General features: G+C 34.7%; 16 protein-coding genes and 1 tRNA gene. 8 read left to right on the forward strand and 9 right to left on the reverse strand.

The genetic code is table 11. The annotated features are described in order from the left end of the window. Positions 1–32: 32 nt before the first annotated feature. The 3 genes from P177_RS03145 to P177_RS03155 are packed head-to-tail and all read left to right on the forward strand — an operon-like array spanning position 33 to position 5,264. The gene (locus P177_RS03145) at positions 33–1,805 is read left to right on the forward strand and encodes a MutS-related protein (RefSeq protein ID WP_036151753.1); all 1,773 of its coding nucleotides are present in this window, start codon (positions 33–35) and stop codon (positions 1,803–1,805) included. 49 nt (positions 1,806–1,854) lie between these two features. Continuing rightward, positions 1,855–4,254 carry a hypothetical protein gene (locus P177_RS03150; protein WP_036151755.1) on the forward strand — a complete coding sequence of 800 codons (2,400 nt, stop codon included), beginning with the start codon at positions 1,855–1,857 and terminating at the stop codon, positions 4,252–4,254. Positions 4,255–4,262: 8 nt separating this feature from the next. Continuing rightward, positions 4,263–5,264 (forward strand): metal-dependent hydrolase, encoded by a 1,002-nt coding sequence (locus P177_RS03155; protein WP_036151757.1) that lies wholly within the window; start codon positions 4,263–4,265, stop codon positions 5,262–5,264. 4 nt (positions 5,265–5,268) lie between these two features. Here the strand turns inward: P177_RS03155 and tamL are convergent, their stop codons facing one another. Both tamL and P177_RS03165 read right to left on the reverse strand, forming a co-directional pair. Continuing rightward, a complete protein-coding gene (gene tamL / locus P177_RS03160) occupies positions 5,269–7,590 on the reverse strand; it encodes a translocation and assembly module lipoprotein TamL (protein ID WP_036151759.1) in 2,322 nt (773 codons plus the stop codon). After that, the gene (locus P177_RS03165; RefSeq protein WP_167333091.1) at positions 7,580–12,505 is read right to left on the reverse strand and encodes a translocation/assembly module TamB domain-containing protein; all 4,926 of its coding nucleotides are present in this window, start codon (positions 12,503–12,505) and stop codon (positions 7,580–7,582) included. The genes tamL and P177_RS03165 overlap by 11 nt, the downstream gene beginning before the upstream one ends. A gap of 494 nt (positions 12,506–12,999) precedes the next feature. Here P177_RS03165 and P177_RS20455 point away from each other — a divergent pair, with 494 nt between their 5' ends. Further along, positions 13,000–13,128 (forward strand): hypothetical protein, encoded by a 129-nt coding sequence (locus P177_RS20455; protein ID WP_262493300.1) that lies wholly within the window; start codon positions 13,000–13,002, stop codon positions 13,126–13,128. Positions 13,129–13,187: 59 nt separating this feature from the next. On the opposite strand, the gene P177_RS03170 is transcribed toward P177_RS20455, so the two are convergent. The 4 genes from P177_RS03170 to P177_RS03185 all read right to left on the reverse strand — a co-directional run bounded on the left by P177_RS03170 (position 13,188) and on the right by P177_RS03185 (position 18,509). Then, complete coding sequence (locus tag P177_RS03170; RefSeq protein ID WP_036151764.1) at positions 13,188–14,291, reverse strand: DUF4407 domain-containing protein; 1,104 nt, start codon at positions 14,289–14,291, stop codon at positions 13,188–13,190. A gap of 137 nt (positions 14,292–14,428) precedes the next feature. Beyond that, positions 14,429–17,476 (reverse strand): M56 family metallopeptidase, encoded by a 3,048-nt coding sequence (locus P177_RS19295; protein WP_051941692.1) that lies wholly within the window; start codon positions 17,474–17,476, stop codon positions 14,429–14,431. Positions 17,477–17,511: 35 nt separating this feature from the next. After that, positions 17,512–17,877, reverse strand: a complete 366-nt coding sequence (locus tag P177_RS03180) for a BlaI/MecI/CopY family transcriptional regulator (protein WP_036151767.1) — start codon at positions 17,875–17,877, stop codon at positions 17,512–17,514. An 86-nt stretch (positions 17,878–17,963) separates the two neighbouring features. Beyond that, the gene (locus tag P177_RS03185; protein ID WP_157486437.1) at positions 17,964–18,509 is read right to left on the reverse strand and encodes a hypothetical protein; all 546 of its coding nucleotides are present in this window, start codon (positions 18,507–18,509) and stop codon (positions 17,964–17,966) included. A gap of 124 nt (positions 18,510–18,633) precedes the next feature. On the opposite strand from P177_RS03185, the gene P177_RS03190 reads away from it, so the two are divergent. Next, positions 18,634–19,212, forward strand: coding sequence for a PhnA domain-containing protein (locus P177_RS03190; protein WP_036151772.1), 579 nt, complete (start codon positions 18,634–18,636; stop codon positions 19,210–19,212). Between the two features lie 10 nt (positions 19,213–19,222). On the opposite strand, the gene P177_RS19300 is transcribed toward P177_RS03190, so the two are convergent. From P177_RS19300 to P177_RS03205, 3 genes are all read right to left on the reverse strand, one after another. Then, positions 19,223–19,858 carry a toxin-antitoxin system YwqK family antitoxin gene (locus P177_RS19300; RefSeq protein ID WP_051941693.1) on the reverse strand — a complete coding sequence of 212 codons (636 nt, stop codon included), beginning with the start codon at positions 19,856–19,858 and terminating at the stop codon, positions 19,223–19,225. A gap of 171 nt (positions 19,859–20,029) precedes the next feature. Continuing rightward, positions 20,030–20,938, reverse strand: coding sequence for a YHYH protein (locus tag P177_RS03200; RefSeq protein ID WP_051941694.1), 909 nt, complete (start codon positions 20,936–20,938; stop codon positions 20,030–20,032). A gap of 261 nt (positions 20,939–21,199) precedes the next feature. Further along, on the reverse strand, positions 21,200–22,591 hold the full coding sequence (locus P177_RS03205) for a dipeptidase (protein WP_036151776.1): 1,392 nt from the start codon (positions 22,589–22,591) through the stop codon (positions 21,200–21,202). Positions 22,592–22,719: 128 nt separating this feature from the next. On the opposite strand from P177_RS03205, the gene P177_RS03210 reads away from it, so the two are divergent. The 3 genes from P177_RS03210 (at position 22,720) to P177_RS03220 (ending at position 24,584) form a co-directional block, all read left to right on the forward strand. After that, positions 22,720–22,801: transfer RNA gene (locus tag P177_RS03210), tRNA-Leu, on the forward strand. A gap of 278 nt (positions 22,802–23,079) precedes the next feature. Next, positions 23,080–24,285 (forward strand): bifunctional alpha/beta hydrolase/OsmC family protein, encoded by a 1,206-nt coding sequence (locus tag P177_RS03215; protein WP_036151779.1) that lies wholly within the window; start codon positions 23,080–23,082, stop codon positions 24,283–24,285. A 20-nt stretch (positions 24,286–24,305) separates the two neighbouring features. Then, on the forward strand, positions 24,306–24,584 hold the full coding sequence (locus P177_RS03220; protein WP_209435205.1) for a DUF427 domain-containing protein: 279 nt from the start codon (positions 24,306–24,308) through the stop codon (positions 24,582–24,584). Positions 24,585–24,645: the final 61 nt, after the last annotated feature.

Below are 24,645 nucleotides of genomic sequence, written 5' to 3' on the forward strand. Positions count from 1 at the left end.
ATCTTTACCTTTTCTATAATAGGTTGATATTCATGAATAATTTAGAAGAATTTTACACCCAACGCGTACAAAAGTTTGAGGAGCTTATTGAAGTTTTAAATAAGAAACTATTTTTATTTAGCACGTTACGATTACTGATATTCTTAGGTACAATAGCTGCACTTTATTTCGCTTCGGTAAATGCCAAATATGTGGTTGCCGTGTTATTTGTTGGTATACCATTGTTCTTGTTTTTAGTAAGTAAGTACACAAATCTAAAACTTCAAAAAGCTAAAATTGAAGAGTTGAGAAATCTCAATCAAGTAGAGTTACAAGTGCTAAAAAGAGACTTTTCTAAATTACCTAACGGAAAAGAATTTGCCGATGACATTCATTTTTTCAGCCAAGATATAGACTTGTTTGGTGAAGGTTCTTTTTATCAAATTTCAAATAGGACAAAACTTACTGAAGGTAGCCTTTTATTAGCCGATATTTATAAGGAGAATTCGATTAACGATATTGCCGAAAAGCAAGAAGCAATTACTGAAATTGGTAAAAAAGTTGATTGGCGACAAGAGTTTTCTGCGATGGCAGCATTAACGAAAACGGAAACTTCTACACATACTATTGCTAAATGGTTAAAGAATTACGAATCTTTTGTGCCCAAGGCAATGAAATTTATTCCGCTAGTATTTTCAATTATTTCAGTGGCTATTTTTATTGCATACTTTTTGGATTACCTACCAGAATCTGTTTTGATTTCATGGTTAGTTCTAGGAATGATTATTGTTGGTCTATTTACAAAAAAGGTAACCAATTTAGGACAGAGTGCTACCAAAATGAAATCTACTTTTGACCAGTACAATCAACTATTGGCAATGATAGAAAAGACTGATTTTACATCAGATTTATTGAAAAAGCAAAAAGAAAATATTTTAAGCAATGGTGAACATAATTCTAAAGTTCTAAAGAAATTTGCATCACTTTTAAGCAACCTAGACCGTAATAATAATCTACTATATTTAATATTTGCAAACGGATTTTTCCTTCGCTCATTAACTGATTGTCTTGCTATTGAAAAATGGATTGAGGCGCATGGTAAAAGTGTAGAAATTTGGTTCAATGCCATCGCATTTTTTGATGCGTATAGTAGTTTAGGGAACTTCGCTTTTAATCATCCGAATTTCACATATCCTACGATTACCAATGACGGAGTGGTATTAAAGTCTAAAAATGCAGGTCACCCGTTATTAGATCCAGCGAAAAGTGTATTGAATGATATTACTATTGATGGCGGACAGTTCTTTATCATTACCGGTGCAAATATGGCTGGTAAGAGTACATTCTTACGAACTGTTTCATTACAGATTATGATGGCTAATGTGGGGTTGCCAGTTTGTGCTGAATCTGTAAGTTATTCCCCAATAAAACTAATTACCAGTATGCGTACCACAGATTCATTGACAGATGATGAGTCTTACTTCTTTTCAGAATTAAAGCGCCTTAGATACATTGTAGATGAAATACAAACGGACCGTTATTTTATTGTTTTAGATGAAATTTTAAAGGGAACTAATAGTACTGATAAGGCATTGGGTTCAAGAAAGTTTGTAGAGCGTTTAGTAAAGAGTAAATCTACTGGCATTATTGCTACGCATGATCTTAGTCTTTGCGAAGTCGCAAATGAATATAATGCAGTAAAGAACCATTATTTTGACGCGGAAATCATAGATAACGAACTACATTTTGATTACACGTTCAAAGACGGTATTTGTCAAAATATGAACGCTTCCTTTTTGTTAAAGAAGATGGGGATTATTGAATAAATCTTTTTTATTCTTAGATTTAAAATTGTAATCATTTTCCGTCTTTTTTATGCATAGAATTTCGCTTTTATTCCTTTTTCTTTTTTCAAATATTCTTCTAGCTCAAAATGAAATTGGTAACAATTTGGTCAAGGATAAATTCCTGAAATATTTTGAATTACCAAGAGAGTCTGTATTTCTACACACTAACAAAACAACGTATATAGCCAATGAAGAAGTATGGTTAAAGGGTTATGTTTACGATAGGCATAACAATAAACCCTTTAGTCAGACTACAACGGTTCATGTAGGCTTGTATAATGCCGACGGAAAGAAATTTAACAACTATCATTTTAAAGCAGGTGATGGTTATTTTAAAGGTAGTATTGTCGTAGATTCAATGCTTGCTAGTGGTGAGTATTATCTTCGTACAAGTACAAATTGGATGAAGAATTTTAAAGAAGATGATTCTTTTGTTCAGAAAATCACCATTTTAAATGAAAAACCGATTGAAAAGGCTAAATCTATTAAAGATTATGATATCCAGTTTCTGCCTGAAGGCGGTAACTTCGTTGAAGACGCGCCTGGTGTTATGGGAGTTAAAGTTACTGATGCTAACGGATATGGTGTTAGAATTGTAGAAGGGTCTGTATTCGATAGCGATAATACTCAGGTAGCCAGATTCTATACATCAATTTTTGGTTTGGGAAAATTTAATTTTAATCCTAAATCGGGTGTTGAATACGTGGCTAAAATAGAGTTTGACGATGGTAGGGTGGAAACCAATACACTCCAAAAACCTTCTAAAGTAGGTATCTCTTTTAGTGTAAAGAATGTTGATGATGACCGGTTCATTATTAGTTTAACAACAAACGAGGCTACAAAGGAAATTATTAATGAAAAACAGTTTTATTTGCTGGTACATAAAGATGGTCACGCCAATAGAATCCCCATTACCTTCCCCAAGAATAAACTATTTGTATCAAAAGTTTTAAATAAAGAGGTGCTTAATAAAGGGTTGAATATCTTGACGTTATTTAATCCAGATGGTAAGCCAATTGCAGAACGATTGGTTTTTAATCATGCAGATCTTTTAGACACTAAGTTGAAGGTAAGCAAAATAACTACAGAGGGCGATTCTTTAAATATTCAAGTCAAACTTCTTGATACCGGTAATGTGCAACAAAATTTAAGTGTCTCTGTTTTACCTGGCAATACAATTTCTTACAATCAAAAAAACTCCATTTATAGTGCATTCTATTTAAAACCTTATGTAAAAGGATTTATTGAAAATCCAAAATATTATTTTAAGGATGTTACCTCTAAGAAAGAGAATGATCTAGATCTTTTATTGATGACCCAAGGTTGGTCTAGATATGATTGGACCGATGTATTTAAAGGACCTCCTGGTCAGTTTTATGAATTTGAAAAGGGAATAGATTTAGAAGGAACTATTTATAATAAAGGAGTTACATCAGAAGAAAAGCTTTTAGTTAGTTTTCCTGATGGTCGTAGTAGATATTTAGACATTTTAGACAATAGATTTTTGATTCAGAAAAATTTTCCTGTAAAAGGTGAAACCTTGGATTTTACGTTAATTGTAAAGAATGGAAAATTGGCAAAACCAAATATAGGTTTGAATATGAAGTTAGGGACAATCCCCGATGAAATGGATACTATTTGGAAAGAAAAAGTAGAATTTGAAGATGAAAATAGTTTTAAAATAAATAATGCGCCAGATCTGATTTCTTCTGATAATACCATAAATCTAAATGAGGTTACGGTTGTTGAAGATAAGATTAAAACTACTGTCGTCAAGAACTCTCTAATTCCTAAATACGTGGCAAATAGGATGACTGAAGTTAGTGAAAGTTTAGAATTTCAATTACCATATGTTACCGATATTATTCGGTCAAGGGGTTATAATGTGATGGAGGGTCTAGAATTTAGTAGTATAACTCGGGTTTTAATTAGGTCAATTCTTCCATCTTCCTTTTCTGCAGCTAATACTTATCCTGTTCCTATTATATATTTAGATAATGCCCGTTTACCAAACTTTGATATTCTATATAAAATGCCTACAAGCGAAATAGAAAGTTTTATGATTGATAAAAATGGGTCGTGGGAAGGAGCAAGGGGCGCCGGTGGCGTAATTCGTATTTATACCAGAAGATTGCCAAGGGATTATAATGATCAGTATGGTAAAGATGAGAATGTTTTTAAGTACGAACTTAAAAAAGGATTTGAACCTGTTAAGAAATTCTATACCCCTAAATACACTTCGTACCTTTCTAATGAATTCGAGAATTTTGGCACTATACATTGGGTTCCTGAATTAAAGACTGATGAAAATGGAGTAGGCACATTTAAAATTTTAAATACACTGCAGACCAATGTGACCTTTTTCGTTGAGGGCATGAGTGCAGAGGGCGATTTAATTTCAGCAGAACAAAGTCTTATAATCGAATAATATTTTAAATGGATTCATTAACACAAATTGTTCTTGGCGCAGCCGTTGGGGAAGCGGTACTTGGTAAGAAAATAGGGAACAAAGCCATGCTTTATGGGGCTATTGCAGGTACGATACCCGATCTAGATGTAATTACGCGGTATTTTTTAGATACGGTTACAGCTACCGAATGGCATAGGGGAGTTAGTCACTCCATTTTCTTTTCAATAATGTTTGCACCCATATTCGGTTGGTTGGTGTGGAAAATAAATAAAAAAGAATCCGCTACTTGGAAAGAGTGGTCTAAGTTAATGTTCTGGGGTCTCTTTACGCATCCGTTGTTAGATGCTTTTACCACTTGGGGCACACAATTGTTTTGGCCTTTTAAAACCCGTTTAGCATTTCAAAGTATTTTTGTGATAGATCCACTTTATACGGTGCCATTCATCACATTTGTTATATTGGCGATGTTTCAAAAACGGACTTCTGATAAGCGCAGTAAGTATATAAAACTCGGACTATTAATTAGTACTTCTTATTTAATATTGACTTTGGTTTTAAAAGGAGTAGCTTTTCAAAAATTTGAACAAGGGCTTGAAACTCAGAACATATCTTATCGAGAAATAAATACGCGTCCAGCACCTTTGAATACAGTCCTTTGGATGGCTAATATAGAAACGGATGATGCGTACTTAATGGGAGATTATTCTTTCTTTGATACGCAGTCTATCTCGTTTACATCGTATCCTAAAAATCATGAATTACTGGGTAAATGGTCTAGTAACGATAAAATAGAGCGACTTATAAAAATAACCGAAGGCTGGTATACGATTACCGAAAATGACGGACAGCTGTATTTTAACGACCTAAGATTCGGACTCATTAGTTTGGACGATAATGAAAATCAATTTGCTTTCAGTTATAAACTAGTACCTAATGGTGATGATTTAATTGTGGAAGAAAGACCGAAGTTCAAAAGAGACGCCAAACGTTTAATGGTTGCGCTATGGCAACGTATTTGGGGAAATTAGTTTCTTAAAATGGATAGCCTATAGCGAAATTCAAGGTCATGTTATTATCCACATTTCCAAAGAAAGGTACATTCCAACGTTCGTTTTCTTCTAAATAGGGTATACGCAGTGGCGAAGCTAAATCTAAGCGAATTACAAAACTTTGAATATCTAAACGAACACCAAAACCTACACCTGCCGCTACTTCGCTTAACCAGTCTTTTTCAAATTTGCCATCAGTAAAAAGTGAAACAGATGAAGTACTGGTAGACTCATCTTCTATTAGACTAGAATAATCGCCCGTTAGCCATACATTTCCTGCATCCACAAAAAATGCACCCTTTAAATAGGAGAAAAGTGGAAAACGATACTCTACATTGGCTTCTAACTTTAAATTACCAGATTGGTCGTAATAATCGGTAGTATCATCATCGGTGTCCGGTAAAAAATTACCAGGACCTATGGATCTTATGTCAAATGCCCGCACGCTATATGGACCGCCAGAGTAAAATTGTTTAACGAAAGGTAAAGTGGTGCTATTTCCATACGGTACACCCCAGCCTGCATATAAACGAGATACTAACGTGCGTTCTTTTTGCCAACGTAAGTAGAGTCGTAGATCAGCATCCACTTTTGCATATTGTGCATATTCTGATCCAAAAATGGTATTTGAGCCTCCGCTAAACAAACTCAATGCATTTCCTGCTAAGTCAAAATTCGTAGAAAAGTAAATTGGTTTTTCTTTGCTAAGATTAGATACTTCGTCATACGTAAAACTATACAGTAAGCCAGCTATAAAACGCTGTTCAAAACTTTGACTTAAATATTCGTTATCATCTAGAATAGCCTGAAACTCATCGGTTACATTAGATAGTCTAGAATAGTTGATGCTAATAGGGTCTAAGGTGTGATAAACGTACTGATTTTCTTTCCAGGTATACCCAAAACTGCTGTTTACAGAACTTAAGGTGAACAAGTCGCTACGCTGCAGAAAATCAATTCCTAAAGATATTTTGGTTTTGGGCACGGCATATTTGAATCTACTAGGTGAAAATGGTATTGATCTAGGTATGATTAAATCGGCACTTAAACCACCGGCAATACTGCTAAGGTTAGAATCGCTGTTAGACAATTGTAACTCATAAGAAAAATCTGCCGAAACACTAAAAGTTTCACCACCATTAAAAACATTTCTGTTGGTATGGCTCAATAAGATTCCCGGACCCGTGTAACCGTTAGATCTAGAAACCGCCTGTAGTTCTGCCCTAATGGATCGTTTTGTTAATGGGGCTAAATAGATATCTGCTGCTAAGGTTCCGCCATTACCGTCGGTTGCAGTAGTGTTCAATTCGGTGTATTGTATGTTTACGTACTTGTAGCTGCCCAATGCAGATAATCTGCTGCTAGTTTGTTTAGATGTGTTCGCATCGTATAGGTCACCTTCATTAAAAAGTAAGTATGACTCTAAGAGTTCTGGTTTAAAATACAATTCGTTCTGTATAAAATCTATACTATCTACTTGGGTGACGTTTTCCTTGGTGAATGGCAACGTATCTCCTTCTATTGAGTAGTTAGGGTAAACGGTAATGGAGTCTATTTTATAGGGAATAGAAGCACGACTAGGAACATCTTTTTTAAGCCTTAAGAACAAATCAAATTTTCTATTCTTGTATCGATTGGTATCCGCTTCAAAAATCAACAGGTCTTCTTGACTATTGTAAAACCCCTTTTGCTTTAAAGCATTATTCAAACGTGCTCTTTCGGCTTTTAAAAGATCTAAATCAAAACGGTCTCCTTTTTTTAACGCGGTTTCCGGTAGCAATTTTTCTATTTCCTTGTACATAGGTAAAGTATCCGACTCTAGGGTGTAATTCTCCAATACGTAAGGAGCAGGTAGCTTGGCGGAATAATTGACCGAGGCAAATTTCTCATCTATGACCGTTTCAGATTCAGATTCACTGTAGAAAAATCCGTTATTATCCAATCTGTTCAATATCAATTCTTCTACACGTTCAGGGTTTACATCTGAAAAATAAACGGGTTCTTCTCCAAAAGATTTGTTTAGAAATTTATATAAGAATCCTGGTTTTTCTCGCTGCGCCTTATAATGAAAAAACAAGGCAGGTTTCATTCCTAAAAACTTGGTGTTAGGGTTAGGTTCTATAAGATTCAGCAACTCTGCCTTTACTTCCTTACTGTCTTGTAGTTCTCCTTCATAATTTAAATCAAGGGTTGCTCCAGTATATAATTGCTCCCCTTCTGGTATATATTTTTCTATACCGCAAGAATAGGCGAACACTAACGCCATGCAGAGTAAAGTACGATATGTAATCTTTTTATTTTTCAATTTCCTCTTTTTTCTTATCGTTCTTTTTTGAAGGTTTTTTCTTGGATTCTTCTTTTTTTATCGGACTGAATAATTGACTAAATTTATTGAACTCCCGATTAAAGATAAAAGCGACTCCGGTTATAATCAATTGCCCATCTATTATATTTTGATACTCTTGTTTTCTGAAGCCTTTAAGTCGATAAGTACCTTCTTCGCTTAATAAATACTCTAAAGTAACATTGCCTATTAATGGTGTTTCCGTTTCGCTAGATGAGGCGCTACCTTCTACATCTACGGCACTACCGGCAGTTACTATTAGACGGTCATTAAATAGTTTTTTACTTGCGCTTATATTCAATTGGGTTCTACTTTCAGCAGTGCCACTTTCGTAATCTTCAAAACTATCCAAATCAAAACCAAGCTCAAAGCCGGTATTCCCTAATAATTTACTTGAAATGGAAGTTAGTTCATTAGAAAGTACTTTGTTTACATTGTTTTTTGCAATTGAAATAGCACCGCCGCTACTACCGTCACTACCCGTGGTTGGGTAAAAACGGTTTAGTGCCAATAAGGAAAATACTTGCTTATTCAATTCAGATTCTTGTTCGTTCAATTGTTGAATACGACCATAGACGGCACCACCAAAATTACCTTGTTCACTCTCGGGCATATCTAAAGCAAATGATATTTCTGGCTGTGTTAGCTGTCCGTCAATATTCAAGTAAACCAAAAAGTCTGTTGCTTGTTGGTATGTGCCAGATACGCTGCTATCAGTTCCATAACTTATAGATGACATTAAAGATGATGCTGATGTCTCAATTTCATAAATAGCGGTAACATCCATTTTGGCATCATAAGGGTCACCGCTCCAAACTATACTACTGCCTTTTTGTAACTGAAACTCGCGGCTTACCAAATTATACAAGCTGGTTCTATAGAAGCCTGAATTTAATTCTAACCGCCCAGATAATCGAATGTCTTGATTGGGGTCTATGTTCAAATTCAATGTAGCATCACCAGATGCCTGTAGTTTGTCTTGTGTTTTTTCATCAAGAACAATAGTGAATTTTGCCTCGTTTCCTATTTCTAGAATGGTATTGATATCCATGCCTGCAAAAAATGAATTGGTAGTTTCTTCATCTGTTTTTGTCAGTATAGCATCAGGGTTTTCCCTGTTGACAAAGATGACAATACCATCACGTTCTTGAATATCCAATTGATTTTGTGGAACAACATAAGTGAGGTCGGTAACATCTCTAACACGAAGTTTTCCGTCTATGACCGGTAATTCTAAATCTCCTTTTACGGTAACATCTGCTTGAATACTTGCAATACCATAGACCAATTCATCATCTCCTTTTTTGGAATTCAATACTCTAAACTGATCGGTTTTTACGGATAAATCAAAACCCGGATTAGAAAAACTCTCAGTAGTAACTGTACCGTCTATGGTCAATGTGCCTTGATTGATATCATTAATAGCAAATGAATTAAAGGTAATGTCATCTTGATCAATATCTATAGATTGACCATCAATGGCGAAGGCAGATTTGTAGGCGTTTAGGCTCAAACCAAATTCATTAAAATTTATTCTGCCGGAATATTTAGGCTCGGCAAGTGTGCCTTTTACCAATAGGCTTCCATCTAAATACCCTTTGCCATCGGTCAATTGTTCATTGCTGAACCCTTGAATAATACTGGCTTCGAGCTTTTGAATATCAAGCTCCAAGTTTAAAAAGGCGGTATTCTCTTTGGCTGTGTAATCTCCCGTTAAGGTAAGATTAGCACCGCCATCTTTCATAGCCAAGTCAAAATCGTATTCTGATAAAGATTTTGAAGATGCATCTAGGGTTAAAGTACCTAGCGGATTTTGGAGCACGTGAAAATCTTTAATATCAATATCGGCTACTAGACCCGATGCGGTATACGGATTAAGAACTACGAAATCTCCTTCTACTTTTCCTTTCGCCAAAGCTTCATCAGGATTGAAAAAACTAAGGAAAGTCTGTAATTGAAAGTTCTCGAACAGAATACCGATATGTTCGGTATTCATTTTTGGAAATTTGTTCGATATTTCCATTTTTTGAGCATTTCTGGTCAAGACTACATTCTCAAAGTCAGAATATGCTTCGGCAATAACGATACTGTTATCCTCTGGTATTTCCCATTGCTTTTTATTCAGTATTAAATCTTCAGGATTGATATGGAGCCTTAAAGTGTCCTTTTGAAATGATAGTCCCGATCCTATATGCATTACTTGTACGGAGTCGTTTCTAGAAGTAAAATCCAATAATAGCTCTTTGTTTTTTAAACTTCCTTCTAAATAAGTCTGTTTTAGGTGGATGGGTTCATAAATTAAATCTGCCAAACCAGCAGAGAATTTAAGGTCGACAGAATCTCCCTTTATATATGCATTTAAACTATCTACAGAACTACCCGCGTATGCAATATGAGGCACTTTAACCTCGGCGGATATTTTTCTATTCTTAGAATTAAAACTTGCATCTATATTTAAAGAGTCTAAGTCTTTTACTCCGTTGAAAAACACCTTAGATAAAACCGGAGTTGGAATAATTGCGAGAGCCAATTTTGCGTCAATATCGTCCTCAGCTTTAAACGTAGTATCATCGGTAGAGAAATACTGTTCTATTTGTTTTTTAAGTGCAGTTGTAATACGATTTGGTGATGCATTTGATGCTAATTGCCCATTTAAGAAATTGCTTTTAACCGATACATCAGTAATAGAATCTTCAATATGAGCTTTTAAAGCAATTGTCGAAACTTGGTATTGTTCACTATCGGCAATGGCAATGCCTTCATCAATAGTTGTGTTAATCGTATAATTAGATGGCGTTCCTTGGTAATCACCGTTAATATTTGCGGCAATCTTAATATTATCTTTTGTAAAACCAAGCTCTTGTAAATCTGCCCCGATAATATTTGTAGTAAATGTAATGTCATTTTCTTCTGATGAAAGTGCCATAGTAGCATTTGCTTTCATATTCAAATTTGAATCGTTGATGTTGGCAGTTATTTTGCCATTGCCGTCTTTTAGATTACCGTCAATAGTCACTTCTTTGTAATCATATCCACTGTACTGAAATTGCGAAACTGTACCGTTGATATCGGCATTAAAATTACTTAGTTCACTTCCTGATCCTTTACCCTTTATGCTAAGTGATATTTTACCTAACTGCTCATTTTGTAACAGATGCCCCAGTTGTAAACTATCGACTGAAATAGCACCGTCAAATTTCGTGCTATTTCCAAAATCTACTAGTGCATTTACGTTAGCGGTTCCTTCAGGAATTTTGATATTCATATTAGGGTTTACCCATGTGGTTCCACCAGATATATTTCCTTCCGCTATTATGGTTTTAGGAATAGAAACACCTAAGTCTTTAGACGATATTATATTTTTTATTGATTCTTTAGTGCTTTTGAAGCTAATATTGTTCAAATTGTAAGTAAGTGAATCTGTCTCGGTAAGATTATTGATACTTCCTTTTGCTACAAGTTTAGTGTTCTCTCCCCATTGTAGATCCGTACTGAAATCATCAACTTTTTTCAAAGTTCCCCTAGCTTTTAAATTGCCACTGATAGGGTATGCCGATAAGGAATCTAAATACTGATTTTGGGCTAGTTCAGGTTGTAGTTGAAGTACATCATCTAGCTCTAAATTAAGGTCTGAAATATTGACCGTCAAGGCACTTTTTTCAGGATTTTCTAATGCGCCTTTTAAGGAACTAAACTGTACCTTAAAATCTGCTTTTACTGAACTTTCATTCATTTGAAAAACGACATCTGATAGTGATGCTTCTGTATTGGTTAAGCCTGCATTAAATGCCAATTGATCTAACCCGATGCCACTGGGTTCTGAAAATGAAAATTTAGAAACATTCAAATTAAATTTCTCGGGTTGGTAGGTCAAATTTTTAGCTTGCAATTGAAATTGCTGAATATTGAAGGCATCAGGGTCAAAAGTATCCGCAACCTGTTTTGTGCCGTTCATTGCATAGGTGAAATTGTTTTTAGCAATATCTATAGTGTTTGCGGCGATGATAAATTCTGGCCATTCGAATGTAGCTGGATTGGATGTAGTTACTTCAGTTTCTACACCGCTTATTCTTAGGTCTATTTGTGAATCATGTAAAACAAGGTCATCTGTCTCGTATCTATTTTTAGAAACATCTGCTAGTATATCTGTTAGTTCAATAGTACCTAATTGTAATTTGGTTTGTAAACCATCTGGCTGACTGTCGTAGTTGATATGAACATTATTCACATTAAAATCTTCAACTTCAATATATGGTAGCGCTGTACTTGTGCTGTCTTCGGTTATGGGGAATGCATGAGATTGTACATATTTAAACTCAGAATCGCTTAACGTAAAATCATCCAAAGAAAACTCCATGGTACCTAAGTCAAATTCAGATACATCTATATCTAACTTACCAAGCACTAAATTAACGTCGGTTCCAAGATAGGCATCTGCATAGGTCAATTTCCAATCAACGACATCTAAATTACCTAAGGTAATACTCATTGGTTCGCTGGTTGTTGCGGTAGTATCGGTTGGTGTGGTCAGTGCATCGATTAAGAATGTGAAATTAAACTCTTCAGGATTGTTTTCTCGACTTATCTTAGCAACTACTCCATTTGAAACTACGTCATCAATGGAAAGTTCATTTTTAAAAACAATGGGGTAGATAGGGATATCTGCTTGCAGTGATTTTGAGTAGAATAACGTATCACCCTTTTTATCTTCCAGAAATATATTCTCTATTTGAATGTCTCCTGAGAAGGTAAGGTATAGATTGCCAACGGCTACTTTAGTATTCGTTTTGTCAGATATGTAATTAGTGACTTTAGAAACAATGAAGTTCTGGGCCCAAGGAGTTCTAATGACCAACACCAAAATAAAAAATAGCAATAATACCCCGAGGATTATTTTTCCTAAGCGTTTTAAATACTTTTTGAATTTCGCATTTTTGTTGACCATATAGTGAGCACTAGAGGATTGAATGCAAACATTCAATTTTCATCAATGACAAACTATTGTTCAAGTTGTGCCATAAAACCTGTAGCAATTATAATTAGTAAGACTATTATGATTATTAGGTTGTAAAACCTTCTTTTCTTTTTCTTGGTTTCTTTAAGTGATGCCATAAAAACGCAAAGTTAAGTCTACCAAAATATAAATTTAGCTTATTTGCCTCGAAGATTATCGGTATTCAACATAATCAAGCAATTTGTGCCTTTATTACCTATTTAAGTTATTGGCTAAAAACTGTTCATCTACACTTTTTGTTGATTCGTCTACAGTTGCTGTGGGTTAATCTACGATTGAAAAGTTGAGTGCTATCTACACTATACCTTTGGAGTGTGATTAATGATTGACTAATAATAACACTAATAGTATAGCATATGAAAACAGTAAGAAATTCAAATAGATGTTTAGGTTATTTTGAAACTATAAGTCAAGACGAAATTTTTGAAATCTGCAATTTTAATATTACAAATTCAGAATTGATTCTAGAGGCAATGGCAGTATAAATAGTTGTTCAGGTAGTTCCCCCAAACCGAAAGAGGCCAATAGAAATATTGGTCTTTTTCTATTTTAGAGCTTTCGCTTGAGTTTTATGAAAGCTGTCTGCTTGTAGTCGAAGTAGTTCTTCTGCTTTTTTCTTTTTATAGCCGTATAATTCCTCTTCTCCCTTTAAATCTTCGTATATTTTTTGATTGATTTCACTATCTGTTGAAGCTATAAGTTGACGTTGTGCCAGCTTTTGTTCAACCCAAGTAGAAAGTATACTTTCTTCCTCTTCTAATTTAATATCATATTCTCCTTTAGGGGCAAGTAATTTGGCTATTATAGGCGATGTTTCAATAGCCAAGAACAATAGAAATATAAAGAAAGAAGGTAACCAAGGTAATTCGTCTAAAGCGGTAATTCTTGCCATTAATCCGTCAAAACCATCTATAATAGGTTGCGAATTTTTAACTACTTCTGCATATTCCGTATCTAATGCTGCTATTTGAGATTCTATCGCCGATACTTTTTCATTATTAGTAGTTTTAAGCGCCTGTAATTCTGCAAGTGCAGCATCATGCTTATCTCGTTTTTCAGCATAAACGGGACCTTTGCCTAGCAGTTTGGTCCCTGCAGTACCTTCGGCTTCATTTATATAAATATCGTACAGTGCATTCGTCTCTGTTTCTTTAATTGAAACTTCATTTTTTAATGCAGCTATTTCTTGATTCAATTGCGCAACCCTTGGCGTGTATTGTAACGCAAGTTGATTTTTATTGGCAAGTGTAAGTTCATTCTTTTGCTCCAACAATACCTGATTTATTTCTTTCTCAAAAATTTTCATTTCCAAGGGTTTCGAAATTACTATGGCAATTATAACTGCGAGAATGATACGGGGAGTAGCTTGTAAAAATTCTTGACCAAAATTGTTTCTCTTTTTAATGGTAGCAACTATGAAACGGTCTAAATTGAATATTAATAATCCCCAAATAAAACCGAAGAATACTGCGGTATACACATTGTCGAAAACCGTGAATAATGCATAGCTACTAGCAATAAAAGCCATTACAGCTGTAAAAAATACGGTAGCGCCAATACCTGCATATTTGTTTTGTTCACCTTTAGAGCAGGTTTTTAAAAGATCGGCATCTGCCCCTGAGCAGAGAATAAAGAAGTCTTGTATCATGATTAATGATTTGTTTTTTGACCATCCATACGGCTGGCAAGTTGATGATGATGTATACTGGGTGAACGTAACTATTTCACTTTTGGTACTGAAAAAGCCCTCGAAAAGAGGGCTTTAACATATGTTTGACGTTGTGGTTATCTTATTGTTACAGGTTCTTTGGTAATTCGTACTTCTGCTTTACCATTTTTCTCTCTAGATTCTATATTTAACTCGTCGTTTTTCTTTAGTAGGTCAATGGCTTTATCAGACGAAACCTTTTTGCCTTCATAGAAGAATGTTGCTCCTTTTTTCGCCATACTAATAGCATAATCTAATGGGGATGGTGGAGTAGGAGGTGCAACCGGACTGCTAGTTTTAGAATGAAAAGTTTGGGTGTTTGAAGGAATTCCGTTTATAGCCTTTGCATCGAGGTTTAAATGATCATATGGGTCTTGATTTTTAATTATTTCTTTTAGTTGGTTACTAGCATAGTTAGTCGTGTTCAGTGTTTTTGGTGCATCGGGTGAGCGGGGCGGTGCAGGGAAATTTAATGATGATTCTATAAGTGTTTCTGGTTCTTTTGGAGCTGGTGGAGGTGGAATGTTACTTTTTTCTCCTTTTGCCACTTTAGGTGCCTTTGGAGCAGGTGGTGGCTCCGGGAAATCAGGGAATGGTTCTGCAGTTGTTTTTTGTTTAATAGACATTAATCCGTAGATATAAGTTAGTTGATCTACATCAGCTTTTAGGATGCGAATGTTTCCGCCTTCGGAAATCATGGTGTTGTAACCTTTTGCCATCTTATTGTAGGTGGATATTTGCTCTTTTGTAGCACCATCTTGATTTTGCTTTGGCAAATACTTGGGGAAGGGTTGAGCCTCCTCTTTTTGAGCTGGACTCAAATTTCTATAAAGAGACTCCAATATTTTCAAATCATTAAGTGGAATTTCTCTCGTTGCAATGGGAATAGCGTTGTATTTTTTAGCAAGGTTATTATATGTGGTAAAAGCTCTCTTGTTTAGGTTGGTATTGATATCGCCCGAAGTGGTATATATAGCAAACTGAGCACTGTCAAAGCTTTCTAATGGAGACATTGCTTTAATATTGTTTCTATTAATATAACCGTTTAATTTGTAAGCAGGTAAATTCTCTTTATCATTAATAGCTATTATATCGTTTGTAGAATTTAGTTTAATCCATGACGTAGGGTCTACTAAATAATGTGATTCATTAACCTTTACAATACAATTAGTATTACCATTTTTTGCATCCTCTAACTTTGAATTCAAAAACCGTTCGCTTTCAATTATAGATTTGTTTTTTAAAACAGATGCATAATCTAAGTTACCGTTCCTCGTAAAAAGTTTAGAGAACTCAGTTGTAGTTCCATTATTTTTTTGAAGACCGAAGAAGAAGGAGCTAGTAATTTCACTTTGAAGATTTCCCCAATGCTCATTCTGTAATAATGATTTATAGCCATCTTTTCTGACCGTTAGGTTAAAATTTATTTCACCTTGTGAGTCATTATTTAATTCAAACGAATAATAACCTTTAATGTCTGTTTTGGTGAGAACAGTTCCGTTATGGTCCTTAATTTCTGCATTTACTAAAGGTTCTAAAGTTTCAGAATCTAATACTAAACCTGCGAGTTTTATTATTCTGTTTGGGTTTTTGTTTGAAGTGTTGTCACTTCTCAATTTATTAGAAGAATCATTTTCGGGTATGGCATATCTATCCGAGAATATGGTGATACTTTTTGTATTTAATTTTCTCAATTCTACTGTTATAGCATCTGTAAAATCTGAATTAATAATCTCTGTAGCATAAATTTGTGCTGATAGTTTGTTGTTTTCAATCGCTAATGGAAATTTCACCTTTATCTTTTCATTTAGTTTTGATAGAGGAACAAGTTGATTATTGAACCAAATTTCGTTTTCATTCTTTACTTCTATCCAGGCTATTTCTAACAATGGTTCATTATTGGCATCAGTTTTATGCTCATTGAATACATTGTTCTTTCTGATAAGTTTTGCTTCATCTACTGTTTTTCCATGATACTCACTTGCTTGAAATCCGTTTTTACCAAAAATATTCGTAGTTGTTTTACTAAAATGTTCAATGTTAGAAATGCCAATAGCTGCTAGTTCTGTCTGAACTTGGTCAATTAGTCCATATTGATTTTCATCATAAAGAATATGTGCCGTTAGATAGTTTTTTATGATGTAAGGACCGAAATTTTGATTGGTTCTTAAAACTTCTGTCGAAAGGTTTTCTAATGCTACTGGCTTATTGTTGATTAGTAAATCTCCAGTTTTTGTAATTTCAATATTAATGTCTTTAATGGTGTTTTGAGCTACCACATTTTTTTGACTAAAGCCATAAAGCAATAAAGCCAATACAGGTAGCAACAATAGGCTTCGAATTGCAATTCCTTTTTTTGATGTTTGTTTTTTCATGATGATGAATCGTTTTTTGATTGATGAATAATTTATGGCATTTGCAATACCAACTGATTGATGGGTGTTAAAACTGTCGTTTGATAAGTACGACAGTAATGTATTTTGATAATTTAAATGATCTTCTTGACCATTTAATACAGCACTATCTGCTAAGAATTCATGGTTTAGTTTTATTGTTTTTTTGTAAACGTAAATCAACGGATTAAACCAGAATACCACTTGCAATACCTCCAGAAAAAGAACATCCAAACTATGCCTTTGTATAGCATGGGTTTCTTCATGTAGCAGCACAGAATTAGGTATACTTTTAGTCTCAAATTTTTGTTTGTTCAGAAATATGTACTTTAAAAAAGTGTGTGGCGGCAGTTGTTCTTTTAATAGGATTCTATAGATAGTACTATGTTTCGTTTTTGGATTGTTACGAATACGTTTCCATATTTTAAGTAGATTATACATAAAGCGAAATGCGAATCCTGCAACACCTAATCCGTAGATAGTCCATAGTATTAAATACCAATTCATGGGCGATTTTTCAATAGCCTGAACTACTGGAGGTATATTCTGGGGTTCATTTATGGATTTAATTTGAATTACTGCCGTGGTGGGTTCAATTTCAACGTATTCTGTAAAGACAATTTGAGGTATTATAAAAGAAACGATGACTGCAGTTAATAGAAAAAATCTTTTAAAATGATGCATGCTTTCTTTCTCCAAAAGGAGTTTATAGAAAAGCAAAAAGATGCCCATACATGCGACGGATTTTAAAAGATAGATTACCATGATTACTTCTTTTCTATTTCAACATCTATTAATTTTTTCAATTCTTCTAACTCAGCTTTACTTAAATTGGTTTCTTGAGTAAAAAATGATGCAAACTGACTAGCACTATCATTGAAAAAGTTTTTAATGAGTCCGTTAACGTGTTTAGAGAAGTAATCTTTCTTTTTTACCAGCGGATAGTATTCTCTACTTCTACCAAAGCTTTTATAGTCAATAAACTTCTTGTCTGTCATTCTTTTCAATAAAGTGGCAACAGTTGTTGTAGCGGGTTTTGGCTCTGGATAAGCATCGAGCAAATCTTTCATGAAAGCCTTATTGTGCTTCCATAGAATATTCATTAATTCTTCTTCCGATTTGGATAACTGCATTTTCTATAAGTTTAGAGCATGTTCTACAAACATAGAACATATATTTTGATTCTACAAATGTAGAGTTGAGGTTTGGTTAAGGAGTGTTAATATTTTTTAAATCCTAATATGATGGAAAGGCTAGCAGCTACGAGACCTACGGCAAGAAGAATGTTTCCATTTATGAATCCGAATTCCCAATGTAAAATTTTTAATTGTGCACCAATTATAATACAGAGAACGGCAATAGTATTTATTATGATTGAGAATATTTTCTTTTTTAAATTAGGTTGTGATTCCGTTAATTGGGAGGAATCTTCATTAGAAATAAATGTATCTTTTATATATGCAATGATGAATAATACTAGGGCTACTCTAAAGATATATGAGAAAATATATCCATAATTTAAATGAAGAACTCGAAATAAATAATGAAGTAGAAAGGAAATCAATAAAAATAATTTGGCATAATCTAACCAAGTTTTATTTGTCTTTAGGTAAAACCATATACTATAGAATAACGATATTCCCACAGCGGCGATGATAAGTATGATTTCAGCAAAGGGCCAATGCATCATCTTAAAAAGTACGGCAATTAATGCTAGAGCAATACTAAGTCTTAGGAATAGGTTGGATTTTTGCTTTGTTATCAATGTTTTATCTTTTAATACGAATATAGAACGATTAATAAAAGGTTTAAGTGTTTTATCAAAAAGTAAAAAGGATGTGTCTTCTTTTGTAAAAGCGTAAATTTGTCTTCTTAAAACAACCAATAATATGAGTGTATTAGCAGATTTGGAAGCGCGTAGTGGCTCCACTTGCGAATTATGTACGGGAACCAATAATTTAGAGGTTTTTGAAGTAGAACCGGTTTCTATTAGTGGAGTCGATTCAAGTATTTTGGCATGTGAAATTTGCCGTACTCAAATTGAAGACCCGGAGCAGATGGATGCAAACCATTGGCGTTGTCTGAACGACAGTATGTGGAGCGAATATGATTCAGTGAAAGTTGTGGCTTGGAGAATGCTATCAAGATTAAAATCTGAAGGCTGGCCTAAGGATTTGTTGGATATGATGTATTTGGAACCAGAGGTTTTAGATTGGGCAAAAGCTACTGGCGAAGGATTGGCTGAAAGCGAGAAAATTATACACAGAGATGTCAATGGTGTAATTCTTGAAAATGGAGATAGTGTAGTTCTGGTGAAGGACTTAAAAATTAAAGGGTCTAGCCAAGTAGCCAAGCAAGGTACAGCAGTAAGACGAATTTCTTTAGATCGTGAGAATGCCGAGTACATTGAAGGTAAGGTAGGACCAACTATGACGGTTATCATCACCAAATATGTAAAAAAGATTTAAGCCAAGAAGCTTATTTTTTTCTTACTTCGGCATAACCTAACATTTCTGGTTCTTCGTTTTTAACATTATAGCAAAGGGAAGCTCTGTTTAATCCATAGGTTTTACCATTTATAATTTCATTGTTAATCTGTAGTTTACCTGAGGTTCTCCATGCTTTTTGCTTTCCTTCTCGTTTTCCGTTTATATAATTGAATACGTAGAAGGGAGAGCCATCTGCATACCACTTCTTCTGTGTACCTTCCATTTTACCATTATAGTACCAGTTGTCAGCTTTAAGATTACCGTTTTTCCAATATATATAGTGTCTACCTGTAACACGGTTGTGCTTGTATTGTTTGGTTTCAAAAAGTGCTCCTGTATCATAATAACTGCTATATGAACCATGACGTTTGCCTTTATAAACAGAGGTATAAGCTATCATGTTAACTTGTGCATGAGTCTTTTTTAAGATCCCAGAATATTTTTTGCCCTTATAATAGAAAAGACCATTTTTAATAGCGTAATCAGGATCGGTGTTATTTATAGTATCGTTTGGTACACCTGAAAGGTCTATAGCTACACTTTGTATTTGTAATGCAAATTTGTCAATAGTTCTATTATCATTGTCTTTGGTAGATTGTTTACATGAGGTAAAACTGCAAAGCATGCCTAAGATTATAACAATACAACAACGGTATTTTATTGTCAAAGTATTCATAGTTTACTTAGGATCTTTTAAAGCTAATAATGATGGTTTGAATCATAAATAAAAAATATGAAAAAGATAGCTGGGATTTTTTAATTTCCACAGCTACCTTTTGTTTATTATGATGGTATTCTAATTACCAGACGAAGGTCCGGGTGTACCATGATAAGCACCTGCCTTCATTACGTACCAACCTGTGTTAAGATAATTTTCACTACTACAATGGTAATGATATATACCTTCAGTGAAATCTGCTGTTGCGGCAATGTGTCCCCCATTTTCATCCAAATCATCAGGGTAGGTACCGTCTGCCTCTTGACGTCCATAAATAGGGAATCCATCTCTTAAAAATCCTATTAAATTAGAATCATTTACAGTAGGGTATGTACTACCATCATCTTCGGCATAAATACTTAATTGAGCTGCTGTATGGTAATGATAATCTGAATTAGGACCTGGGTGTGCGCCTGCTGAATCAAAAGTACTCATGGCAACAACACCAAGTACATCTCTACCTTCGGAATCATTATAAATAGGAACTCCGTTTAAAGCTAAACCTATTAACCCAAGATCGGTTTGTTCTTTGTTTTCGGCTTCTGAAGGATTAGTAGGGATTTCCATACTATAATCAAAAGCTATCATTTCCATATTCATGTTATTTTGATAGGTTATTAACGTATTACCTTCACTATCGGTACTGATTAATCTACTTAATTCTTCTGCATCATCGTCATAGGCATCGGTATCATCAATAATATAAGTAGGGAAAGATTCGTACAATTCATGCTCCATACCCTCAATATCCCAATATGGTGTTTTGTGATCAGGAAGGCCTGTACTGGTTATAATAATAGTTTCGCCCTCAACGTTAACCGTGACACCATTTTCTGAGTCGAAAACATTCTGGACTACAGAGGAAATATCAACAGAGCCATTTTCAGATGTGGTAGAAGTGGTTGTTGTAGTCTCGTCATCTGTACTATCAGAATTACTACAGCTTGCGAGATAAAACGGTAATAGAATTAAAAAATACTTTATCATTATCTTGATTTTAAATAAGTTAAGATGATTTATTTATTAAAAATAAGATAGATAACAATTGGTGTTTTATGAATTCTGTGAATAGTAGTTATATTTAAGTGAAACTGTACTCTGAGTCTTTTTATATTTATTTAAAGTTTGAGGTATTGGTTTATTTAAAATTTCACTACTTATTATATATACAGAGAAGCGACTTATAGCTTTGGCATACCAAAGCTATAAGTCGCTTCTTTTTTCTGAAAGACTGAAACTAATGGGTGACTACTTCTTGGTCATCTCAGTAAAATACTCATAGAAATAAGGAATGGTTTCAATTCCTTTAAAGTAGTTCCATACTCCAAAATGTTCGTTAGGGGAGTGTATGGCATCACTATCTAAACCAAAGCCCATAAGTATGGTCTTGCTTTTTAGTTCTTGCTCAAAAAGGGAAACTATAGGAATACTACCGCCACTACGTTGCGGTATCGGTTTTTTACCAAATGTAGTTTCATATGCTTTTGAGGCAGCTTGGTATGCAGTAGTATCGATAGGGGTTACATATCCTTGTCCGCCATGGTGAGGTTTTACAACCACCTTCACTCCTTTTGGGGCAATAGCTTCGAAATGTGTTTTAAACAAGTCGGTAATTTCTTTCCAATCTTGATTAGGAACTAATCGCATAGATATTTTGGCGTATGCCTTACTTGCTATGACCGTTTTTGCACCCTCTCCAGTATATCCACCCCAAATGCCATTAACATCTAATGTGGGTCTAATAGAATTACGTTCGTTGGTAGAATATCCTTTTTCACCGTAAACAGATTCAATATCTAAAGCCTCTTGGTATTTTTCAATACTAAAAGGTGCTTTTGCCATTTCTGCACGTTCACCAGCAGAAAGTTCTTCTACTTTGTCATAAAAACCGGGTATTGTTATATGATTATTTTCATCGTGTAGACTAGCAATCATTTTGGTTAAAATATTGATAGGGTTGGCAACCGCACCGCCATATAAGCCAGAATGTAAATCACGATTAGGGCCAGTAACCTCTACTTCAACATAACTAAGTCCACGTAAACCTGTAGTTATAGACGGCACATCATTGGCAATCATACCTGTATCGGAAATTAAAATAACATCGTTAGCCAGTTTTTCTTTATTCTCGGCTACGTAAATGCTTAAGTTATTACTGCCAACTTCCTCTTCACCTTCAATCATGAATTTTACATTACATGGAAGCTGGTCGGTTTTCACCATAAGTTCCAATGCTTTTACATGCATATACATTTGCCCTTTGTCGTCACACGCACCACGTGCAAATATGGCTCCTTCTGGGTGTAAGTCCGTTTTTTTAATTACCGGCTCATAAGGTGGCGAAGTCCATAATTCCAATGGTTCTGCCGGTTGCACATCATAATGACCGTATACTAGGACCGTTGGTAGTTCTTTATTAATGATTTTTTCGCCATAAACTATAGGGTAACCGGCTGTTTCATGAATTTCAACAACATCACAACCTGCATCCACTAATCTGGACTTTACCATTTCTGCAGCATTTAAAACATCTTGAGAAAAGGCAGGGTCTGCGCTAACAGACGGTATTTTAAGTAGTTCTATGATTTCATTTAAAAATCTGTCCTTATTTTCCGCTATATAATTCTTTACGTTTATCATGTGCTTTTTTATGTAACTTTCGATAAAAGTACAAAAAGCGTAATTTTTAAATAGCTAAAATTTAGAGAATTGATTTTTTGCATTATATTTGCACCCCGATAATCATATGTCGTGATTTTGGAAAGTATGCAGGCGTGGTGGAATTGGTAGACACGCTAGACTTAGGATCTAGTGCCTTGCGGTGTGAGAGTTCGAGTCTCTCCGCCTGTACAAAGAGAAGCCTTTCAGGAAACTGAGAGGCTTTTTTTATGAAAAAAAATTATTGGAGATTCTATTCGGAGAGATGAGAAGTTTATCCTGAGCACAGCCGAAGGGAGTCTCTCCGCCTGTACAAAAAAAAAGCCTCTTGAGAAATCAAGGGGCTTTTTTATGGATGAATTTTTTCTAATAAGCTCTTTAGAACTTCCCTTTTAAAAGAGATTTGTAAGTTTTAACCTTTATTTACTTCTAATACTTTAGATTAGATTAACAGTATAGAAAAGTCAAATATGGGGTTCGAAAAAGTATCGTTTACAAATTCTGAAGGAAAACAATTAGCGGCTAGGTTAGAAGTGCCTAACAATCAAGTGGCTCATAGTTATGCAATTTTTGCCCATTGTTTTACGTGTAACAAGAATTTTTCTGCCGTTCGTAATATATCAAGAGCTTTAGTAAATAAAGGAATTGCCGTACTTCGTTTCGATTTTACAGGTCTAGGTGATAGTGAAGGTAGTTTTGAGGACACCAATTTTTCATCGAACGTTTCTGATCTTATTCACGCGGCTAAATTTTTAGAAGAAAATTATAAAGCTCCTTCTCTTTTAATTGGACACTCGCTTGGTGGTGCGGCTGTAATTTTTGCTGCTTCTCAAATTGCATCTGTAGTCGCTGTTTCAACTATTGGGGCTCCTTCTTCACCAGCTCATGTAAAACATTTGTTCAAGTCTAATGTGGAAGAAATAAATGCGAAAGGAAAAGCAAAAGTAAATATTGGTGGTAGGGACTTCACCATTAAGAAAGATTTTATTGATGATATTGAGTCAAAACCTATGAAAGAGGTTTTAAAGAACTTGAGAAAACCATATTTGGTCATTCATTCGCCACAAGATACTATTGTGGGTATTGAAAATGCAAAAGAATTGTATAAATACGCGCATCATCCTAAGAGCTTTATTTCTATAGACAAGGCTGATCATCTTTTGACGGATAATGAAGATTCTACTTATGTAGGTAATGTTATTGCTGGTTGGGCAGAGCGTTATTTGGATATTCCTAAGAGAGCACCATTAAAGACAGCTCATCAAGTAGCGGTGAGTATAGGTAATGAAGGTTTTACCTCTGAAATAGTTTCTGGTAATCATTTGTTGATTGCAGATGAACCTACTGATTTTGGTGGAAACGATTTTGGTCCTTCTCCATATGATTATGTTTCATCGGGATTAGGAGCTTGTACAGCGATGACATTGAGAATGTACGCCACTAGAAAAAAATGGGATTTACAAAGAGTAATAGTACATGTTGATTATGGCAAAGAGCATGCCCCAGATTCTGAAAACACGGCAACGATTAAGAAAATAGATACCTTTAAAAGAAAAATAGAACTGTTCGGTAATCTAGATGAAAAACAACGTCAGCGGTTATTGGAGATTGCTAATAAATGTCCCGTACATAAAACTTTAACCACAGGTTCTACAGTATTAACGGAATTAAAATAGAATTAAATATTTAAGATATGATACAAGCAATTTGGAATAACGAAGTAATAGCAGAAAGTGATGCTACAGTAGTGATCGAAGGAAATCATTATTTTCCTCCAACAGCAATAAAACAAGAATTTTTCAAAGGTACCGAGACCCATACAAACTGCCCTTGGAAAGGAGTAGCGTCGTATTATGATATTGAAGTGAATGGAGATGTTAATAAAGATGCTGCATGGTATTATCCTGAAGTTTCAGAATTAGCCAAAGGAATTAAGGGTTATGTGGCTTTTTGGAAAGGCGTAGAAGTAAAATAGTTTATATTAAAAAAGGTCAGCTTTCGGCTGACCTTTAAATTTTTCACTTAAATATTTTTTG

Source organism: Maribacter forsetii DSM 18668, assembly GCF_000744105.1.
Classification (GTDB): domain Bacteria; phylum Bacteroidota; class Bacteroidia; order Flavobacteriales; family Flavobacteriaceae; genus Maribacter; species Maribacter forsetii.

What these genes read in the sequence shown, in the direction of transcription:
- P177_RS03145 (WP_036151753.1), top strand. Translation starts at nt 33, where the DNA reads ATGAATAATTTAGAAGAATTTTACACCCAACGCGTACAAAAGTTTGAG.
- P177_RS03150 (WP_036151755.1), top strand. Translation starts at nt 1,855, where the DNA reads ATGCATAGAATTTCGCTTTTATTCCTTTTTCTTTTTTCAAATATTCTT.
- P177_RS03155 (WP_036151757.1), top strand. Translation starts at nt 4,263, where the DNA reads ATGGATTCATTAACACAAATTGTTCTTGGCGCAGCCGTTGGGGAAGCG.
- P177_RS20455 (WP_262493300.1), top strand. Translation starts at nt 13,000, where the DNA reads ATGAAAACAGTAAGAAATTCAAATAGATGTTTAGGTTATTTTGAAACT.
- P177_RS03170 (WP_036151764.1), bottom strand. Translation starts at nt 14,291, where the DNA reads ATGATACAAGACTTCTTTATTCTCTGCTCAGGGGCAGATGCCGATCTT.
- P177_RS19295 (WP_051941692.1), bottom strand. Translation starts at nt 17,476, where the DNA reads ATGGGCATCTTTTTGCTTTTCTATAAACTCCTTTTGGAGAAAGAAAGC.
- P177_RS03180 (WP_036151767.1), bottom strand. Translation starts at nt 17,877, where the DNA reads ATGCAGTTATCCAAATCGGAAGAAGAATTAATGAATATTCTATGGAAG.
- P177_RS03190 (WP_036151772.1), top strand. Translation starts at nt 18,634, where the DNA reads ATGAGTGTATTAGCAGATTTGGAAGCGCGTAGTGGCTCCACTTGCGAA.
- P177_RS19300 (WP_051941693.1), bottom strand. Translation starts at nt 19,858, where the DNA reads ATGCTTTGCAGTTTTACCTCATGTAAACAATCTACCAAAGACAATGAT.
- P177_RS03200 (WP_051941694.1), bottom strand. Translation starts at nt 20,938, where the DNA reads ATGATAAAGTATTTTTTAATTCTATTACCGTTTTATCTCGCAAGCTGT.
- P177_RS03205 (WP_036151776.1), bottom strand. Translation starts at nt 22,591, where the DNA reads ATGATAAACGTAAAGAATTATATAGCGGAAAATAAGGACAGATTTTTA.
- P177_RS03215 (WP_036151779.1), top strand. Translation starts at nt 23,080, where the DNA reads ATGGGGTTCGAAAAAGTATCGTTTACAAATTCTGAAGGAAAACAATTA.